Annotated in this window: 2 protein-coding genes and 1 pseudogene; all 3 read right to left on the bottom strand. The window is 58.1% G+C overall.

From position 1 onward, the window contains the following. Positions 1-66: 66 nt before the first annotated feature. A pseudogene (locus E5X34_RS31960) lies at positions 67-478 on the bottom strand (transposase); the annotation flags it as partial. 320 nt (positions 479-798) lie between these two features. Then, positions 799-2,859, bottom strand: a complete 2,061-nt coding sequence (locus E5X34_RS31955; protein WP_292573125.1) for a response regulator — start codon at positions 2,857-2,859, stop codon at positions 799-801. Between the two features lie 11 nt (positions 2,860-2,870). After that, the coding region (locus tag E5X34_RS31950) for a HAMP domain-containing protein (RefSeq protein WP_292573122.1) at positions 2,871-7,879 on the bottom strand (5,009 nt) is incomplete at its 5' end.

Here is a 7,879-nt window from a genome sequence, read left to right as displayed (position 1 = left end):
GCAACCTCACAGATCGCGACCACTCCCGAAAGGTGGTCAGGAAACACCGCTTACATCGAGGCCGGCCTGCCAGGATCGCCATCGCTGGCGCCGACGGGCAATATCGGCGCGTGCCTGTTCAAGGGCGAACAGCGTTTTTTTTGAAGCTTAGCCCCTCTCGGCGCAGGAACTGCCACACCGCATTGTGCGAGACCTTGACCCCGCGCGCGGCCAACTCATCCTTCAGACCATGCAGCGTCAGATGCGGTGTTTCACGCAGACGGCCCTCGATGAAAGCACGATGCGGCTCCAGCACCCTCTTGCGATGTCCGCCCATCTTGCCAGGCGCCACCGAGCCAGTCGCCCGATGACGCTGCAACAACTTCACCGCCGCCGAAACCGAAATGCCGAACCGTTTGGCGGCCGACCGGCGGCTCTCACCACTCAAAACCGCCGCTACAACCCGTTCGCGGAGATCGTCCGAAAGAGGTCGCGTCATCAGATGCTGGCCTCCATTCCCAGCCAGCATCTTGAATCACAAATCCGACAAATCGGGAATCCCCTCCGATTCCGTCAAATCTTGAACCGCTCTAGGCAATTCGCTGCGGCAATCTAATCTGCCTAACAGACCGATTCCTACGCACACGGGAAGACCCTGCCACGAATCTCTCCTCTGACCAACACCACCGACCACCTCATCTCCTTAGCCCTCATCACTGGTGGCCGGATGGAGGCCGAAAGCTGAATGGCAGCTCTTGGGATAGCTTGGCAAAAAGCTGACATTCGTCCTCGACGTGACTGCTCACGGGGTAACGGGGATCAGTCAACTGCGTCTGAATTGGCGCGCAAAATGCTTTCGATGAGTTCCCACTCGCGGATCGGCTTGTTTACCAACGGTACGTCCGAGGGACGGTCCGCAATTGCATCGGCATCGGCATATCCGGTGATTATCACTGCCGGCCAATTGGAGCGCAGATTACGCGCGAAGCGAATGACGTCCACTCCTGATACAAGCGGCATGGCAAAATCAGTGACAATAACATCGCAGTGATGCGGCGTGCCCTCGATGATCGTCAACGCTTCGGCGCCTCCGGCCGCGCAGGTCACTTCGAAGCCGTGCTGCCTGAGCGTTTCGGCAATCAGCTGTCGCAGCCCGCTGCTGTCATCGACCAATAGAAGGGACGGTAGAGCCTTCCCTGCGGCCTCGACCAGAATTCGCTTTCCATTTGAATCAGCCGGGCTTGTTTCAGGCTGCTCCACCGATCGGGGCAACCAAAGCTCCATTGAGGTACCGCGACCGATGTCGCTATCGATACGGAGCGCTCCGCCCGACTGCTTCATGAACCCGTACACTGTGCTGAGTCCTAGTCCTGTGCCTTTTCCAACCGGTTTCGTGGTGAAGAAGGGCTCGACGACCTTGTTTATGATGTTGGGCGGGATGCCCACGCCCGTGTCCTTGACGGTAACGACGACGTAGTCTCCGGGAGCCAGATCGTCGGACGTTGTATCAATCGTGTGATTTCGAGCACTTACCGAGATTGTTCCACCGGACGGCATCGCGTCACGCGCGTTGAAAACAAGGTTCATTAGCGCCAGTTCCAATTGGCTAACATCTATGTGCGCGGACCAGACGGAGTCGTCGACCAGCCATTCGAAGCGAATCAAGCCTCCCAGCACCGGCGCAACCAAACCGCTCATCGTGTCTTCGAGCGCTGTCAAACGCACGGAACCCGGCTTGAGATTTTGGCGCCGCGAAAAGGCGAGCATGCGGGTGACTAGCTCGACGCCCTGTTTCGCGGAGTGGCGCATCAGCTCAACAACCTTCCGTGCCTGCTCGTCCAGCGCAGCGTTTCGCTCAAGCAAGCCCAGTCCACTGAGAACCGTTGCGAGTAGGTTGTTAAAGTCGTGCGCAAGCCCTCCTGTGAGTTTTCCGACTGCGTCGAGGCGCCGCGATTGGAGCAGCTGGTCCTCAAGTGCACGCCGGTCGGTGATGTCGAGCAGTGTTCCCAGGATCTCTGGCCGGCGCCCGTCGCTACCTTTCGACAGAATTCCTTGGTCCAGGAAAATCCGATATTGGCCATCGGCGCACCGCCAGCGGAATTCGCAGGTATAGGAGCCTGATACCTTTGCTCCCTGCAGTGCTTCCCTTACTTTCGATAAATCCTCAGGATGTACCCTGCTCAGGCCAAACTGCGGATCGGATGTGAATCGCTCGGGCGGAAATCCGGTCAGACGTTCGACACCCTTGGTCACAAAAAGGGCAGCAAACGGCGGGTCGGCTGCCCTCGCGTGAAAGCATACTGGCAAGCACCCAAGAATGGCTTCCTGCCGCTCCTCGGCGATCCGCAACGACCGTTCTGCCTCAAGCTTTTGTCTTTCAGCCTGCAAAGACTTCGCCAACAATGCCTGCTCGGCGATCGCCTTGCGCTGAATCTCGAGCGTCTTTTCGTGCAACTCGACGAACACCGCCACTTTGGATTGCAACATGGCCGGGTCAAAAGGCTTAAACACGTAGTCCACCGCGCCAGCGTCGTAGCCGCGCAGCATGTGAGCTTCCTCTTTGTTGATCGCCGTGAGAAAAATGAGAGGCGTTCGCTTGGACTGTTCGCGCTGGCGGATCAAAGCGGCCGTCTCGTAGCCGTCGAGACCCGGCATCAGCACATCCAGCAAGATAACGGCGAACTCCTCCTTCAGAAGGCAGCGCAGCGCCTCCTCGCCGGATTGCACCGTGACCACTTCCGCGACCGGGGTGAGAACTTCATCGATCGCCAACAAATTCCGTTCGTCATCATCGACGGCCAGAATACGTGCCTTTGCCGGCGTGTTGGTCAACTCCACGACTTCGAACTTTCTCGAACGACCCCGCGATTGCTTTTGCATCGGGTTCACCGTCAATTTGCGGACATCAGCAGCTTTCGGGGCGTCTCGGCTTGCGCTCGGGCTCGGGAACGACCGATCCAGACCCGCAGGAGCGCCAGCAACAGGTCGAGATCAACGGGCTTGGCAATGTAGTCGGAAGCGCCGGCTTGCAAGCACTTCTGCCGATCACCTTTCATTGCCTTGGCCGTAACCGAAATTAGCGGGATGTGAGCGATGGCAGGCGTGTTGCGAATCCTCCTCATCGTCTCATAGCCGTCCATCTCCGGCATCATGATATCGATCAACGCTGCGTCTATGTCGGGGTTCTGTTCCAGCAGGGCAATGCCGTCGCGGCTGCGCTCGGCGTGAAGGACTTCGATATCGTAAGTTTCAAGAACGCTCGTCAAAGAATAGATGTTTCGGATATCGTCATCGACGATCAGGACTTTGGCGCCCGCTAGACTGGACCTTTCATCGGTCCGCCCGTCCGACGCTCCGTCGTCCGCGCGAAATCCTCCCGGCAGCGTCGCAGAAATATGCAGCGCCAGTTGCGCGAAGTTCTCGGCCCTTGGAACATCATTCCAAGCCGGATTCAACGCTACTACCTGTTCAATCGCGTCCGAATGAGGGGCGAAGAAGATAAGTGGAGGCAGACCATTGGAAGACTGGTCGGCAAGCTCATCGAGCGCCTGCGCGTTATCCTTGGCAGACCTTCCGAGGCCGAGGATTATCGCGTCAAATGAAGCGAGCTCGATGTCATCAGCGGCAGTCCCACGACTTATCGCTGTCACCGAGGTGACGCCGTCTCTAATAGTTTCAACCAAGGAAAGGCGCCGCTCGGAGTCGGAATCGACTACGAGCACCCGTCTCTGGACGCGAAGCTTTCTCGAATGAATTTCCTGAAACACCTTCAACAGTTCATTGGTCGATACGGGCTTGGTCGAGATGCTCGCCGCTCCTTTTCGCGATAAATCCTCAAGGTCCTCCGCGCCGGAAATGACGTGAACTGGAATGCCTTTCGTCTTCGGATCGTGGCGTAGTAGGTCGAAGAGTACCCAGCCGTCTATGTCGGCAAGACCAAGGTCCAACGTAATCGCATCGGGAACCAGCTTGCGCGCCAAAGCCAAAGTTCCCGAGCCGGCAGTCGACAGTACGGCTTTCAATCCAGCTGATCGAGCCAAACCCAGAAGTAGGCCGCCAAATGTTGAGTCGTCCTCTACAATCAATACGACCCGGTCTTCCGAAGATATGACATCGCGATCGTCCGACAGCTCCGCCGAAGGCAATCCGGCCGGCGCCACAACCCCCGCGATTGCCTCGCTGGATGGAAGCAGTTCCGGTTGAGTCGCCGCAGCAGCGCTGGGACCAGCCATGGGAATGACGAGCGTAAATGTCGAACCCTTCCCAGGTACGCTTTCAACTCTCAACTCGCCCCCAAGCAGGCGTGCGATCTCGCGACTTATCGAAAGACCGAGACCGGTTCCCCCATATTTGCGGCTCGTCGTGCCATCGGCCTGCTGAAACGCCTCGAAGATCAGTTTCTGCTTCTCTTCCGGAATGCCGATCCCGGTGTCGGTCACGGCAATGGCCAACGCCTTCAGCGGCTCCTTGGCGCCGTCGCGACGCCCGGTCTTCTCAACAAGAAAGTTGAGGCTGACCTGACCTTCAGAGGTGAACTTGAAGGCGTTCGAAAGGAGGTTGAGGACGATTTGCTGAAGGCGCTTCTCGTCCGTCCGGACAGTCTCTGGCAGGGCCGGATCGATATTGATCGTAAAGCCAAGTCCTTTGTCCGCCGCGAGTTGGCGGAACGTGCGCTCCATATGCTGACGCAGATGGGCAACTGGCATATCGTTGATGTCAATCGAGACGGTGCCGGACTCGATTTTCGAAAGATCGAGAATGTCGTTAATGAGGCTAAGGAGATCTGTCCCCGCCGAATTGATGGTGCGCGCAAACTCGACCTGTTTGTCATTGAGATTGCCTTGCTGGTTGGTCGCAAGCAGGTTCGAAAGGATGAGCAGCGAATTGAGCGGAGTTCTCAGCTCATGGCTCATATTGGCGAGGAACTCGGATTTGTACTTTGAAGTGAGCGCCAGCTGCTCGGCCTTCTCCTCCAGCGCCCTGCGTGCCATTTCGATTTCGAGATTCTTGTTTTCGACCTGCTTCTTCTCGTTTTCCAGAAGCTGAGCCTTCTCCTGGAGCTCCTCATTCGTGGCGTGTAGTTCCTCCTGCTTTTTGGTCAGCTCGGTCTGGCGCGCCTGCAGTTCGGATGTCAGCAGCTGGGACTGCTTGAGCAATCCCTCCGTCCGCATCGTTGCAGCGATGGTATTGAGGACGATGCCGACGGATTCCATCAGCTGATTGAGGAACGATTGGTGCGTATCGCGGAACTCACTGAACGATGCTAGCTCGATGACAGCCTTCACCTCATCTTCAAACAAGGCGGGAAGAATGATGACGTTTGCCGGCGATGCGCTGCCAAGACCTGACGTCACGCGCAGGAAATCCGGCGGAACGTTATCAAGCATGATCACACGTTTGTCGGCGGCACTTTGGCCTACGAGTCCTTCGCGCAGATCCAGGCGACGCTTGATCGAAGCTTTGCTCTCTGCGCCGTAAGACGCGGCCAACTCGAGGTAAGACTCCTCCTCATCGCGATTGGTCACATAGAACACGCCATACTGAGCGTTCACGAGCGGCGCGAGTTCGGACATGATCAGGCGCGACACGGTTGCCAGATCCCTCTCGCCCTGCAGCATTCGAGAGAAGCGCGCGAGGTTGGTCTTCAACCAGTCCTGCTCGGCATTCTTCAGCGTCTGATCCTTAAGGTTTCGGATCATCTCGTTGATGTTGTCTTTGAGCGCGGCGACTTCGCCGGATGCCTCGACGCTGATCGAGCGGGTGAGATCGCCCTTGGTCACCGCCGTCGAGACCTCCGCGATGGCGCGGACCTGGGTGGTCAGATTGGCAGCGAGCTGATTGACGTTGTCAGTCAAGTCGCGCCATAAACCGGCAGCGCCTGGGACGCGTGCTTGGCCGCCTAGCTTGCCCTCGATACCGACTTCGCGAGCAACATTGGTGACTTGGTCGGCAAAGGTGGCAAGTGTTTCGATCATGCCATTGATGGTATCGGCGAGAGACGCGATTTCGCCCTTTGCGTCCACCGTCAGCTTCCGCTTGAGATTGCCTTGCGCGACGGCAGTGACCACGTCGGCGATGCCGCGCACCTGGTTGGTTAGATTTGTGGCCATCAGGTTGACATTGTCGGTCAAATCCTTCCAGGTGCCTGCCACACCTCGCACCTCGGCCTGACCTCCGAGCTTACCTTCCGTGCCGACTTCGCGTGCAACGCGCGTCACCTCGCCCGCGAAGGAGTTCAGTTGGTCGACCATAGTGTTGATGGTGGACTTGAGCTCGAGAATTTCACCCTTCACGTCAACAGTAATCTTCTTCGAGAGGTCGCCCCGCGCGACTGCTGTCGTCACCTCGGCGATGTTGCGGACCTGGCCCGTAAGGTTCTCGGCCATCGAGTTGACATTATCGGTCAGATCCTTCCAAGTGCCGGCGACCCCTCGCACCTGTGCTTGACCACCTAGCTTTCCTTCGGTGCCGACTTCACGCGCTACGCGCGTCACCTCACCTGCAAAGGAATTCAGCTGGTCGACCATCGTGTTGATGGTCGACTTGAGCTCGAGAATTTCGCCCTTCACATCGACGGTGATCTTCTTGGAAAGGTCGCCAAGCGCCACAGCGGTCGTCACTTCCGCGATGTTGCGGACCTGACCCGTCAGGTTGGCGGCCATCGCATTCACATTGTCGGTGAGGTCCTTCCAGGTGCCCGCCACGCCGCGAACCTGGGCTTGGCCACCGAGTTTGCCATCGGAACCAACCTCGCGTGCGACGCGCGTAACTTCCGATGCAAAGGAGTTCAACTGATCAACCATCGTGTTGATCACGTCCTTGATCTGCAGGATTTCTCCCAAGGCATCGACGGTGATCTTTTGGGTTAGGTCGCCGGTGGCGATCGCGGTCGCGACTTTGGACACGTCACGCAACTGGACAGTCAGATTGCCGGCCATCGCGTTGACGTTGTCCGTCAGGTCTTTCCATGTGCCGCCGACGCCTTCCACATGAGCCTGGCCGCCGAGCTTGCCCTCAGACCCTACCTCACGAGCCACGCGCGTCACCTCGGAAGCGAAGGAATTCAGCTGGTCGACCATCGTGTTGACGGTGTCCTTAAGCTCCAGAATTTCGCCCTTGACGTCGACGGTGATCTTCTTTGATAGGTCGCCTCGGGCGACGGCCGTGGTCACCTCCGCAATGTTGCGAACCTGGCCAGTCAGGTTGGCCGCCATCAGGTTGACGTTATCTGTCAGGTCTTTCCAGGTGCCACCGACACCCCTCACCTCGGCTTGGCCCCCGAGCTTGCCTTCCGTGCCCACTTCGCGGGCCACACGGGTTACTTCGGAGGCGAAGGAGTTCAGCTGATCCACCATCGTGTTGATAGTGTCTTTGAGCTCCAGGATTTCACCCTGGACAGCGACGGTGATCTTTTTCGACAGGTCGCCCGAAGCAACCGCCGTCGTGACCTCAGCAATGTTGCGCACCTGACCGGTCAAGTTCTCGGCCATAGAGTTAACATTGTCGGTGAGGTCCTTCCACGTGCCGGCGACGCCGCGAACTTGTGCCTGGCCACCGAGTTTGCCCTCTGTACCGACCTCGCGTGCGACGCGCGTCACTTCCGAAGCGAACGAATTGAGCTGATCCACCATGGTATTTATGGTGTTCTTGAGCTCAAGGATTTCGCCCTTCACATCGACGGTGATCTTCTTTGATAGGTCGCCTAGCGCGACCGCCGTGGTGACCTCCGCGATGTTACGCACTTGGCCGGTGAGGTTTTCGGCCATTGAGTTGACGTTGTCGGTTAGGTCCTTCCAGGTGCCGCCGACGCCCTCGACGCGGGCCTGGCCACCGAGTTTGCCCTCGGTACCGACCTCGCGTGCGACGCGCGTCACTTCCGAAGCGAACGAATTGAGCTGAT

The organism is Mesorhizobium sp., from assembly GCF_004963255.1.
In the GTDB taxonomy this organism is placed as follows: Bacteria; Pseudomonadota; Alphaproteobacteria; order Rhizobiales; family Rhizobiaceae; genus Mesorhizobium.
The sequence above is the reverse complement of the archived record's forward strand: the minus strand, read 5'-3'. Positions and strand labels throughout refer to the sequence as shown.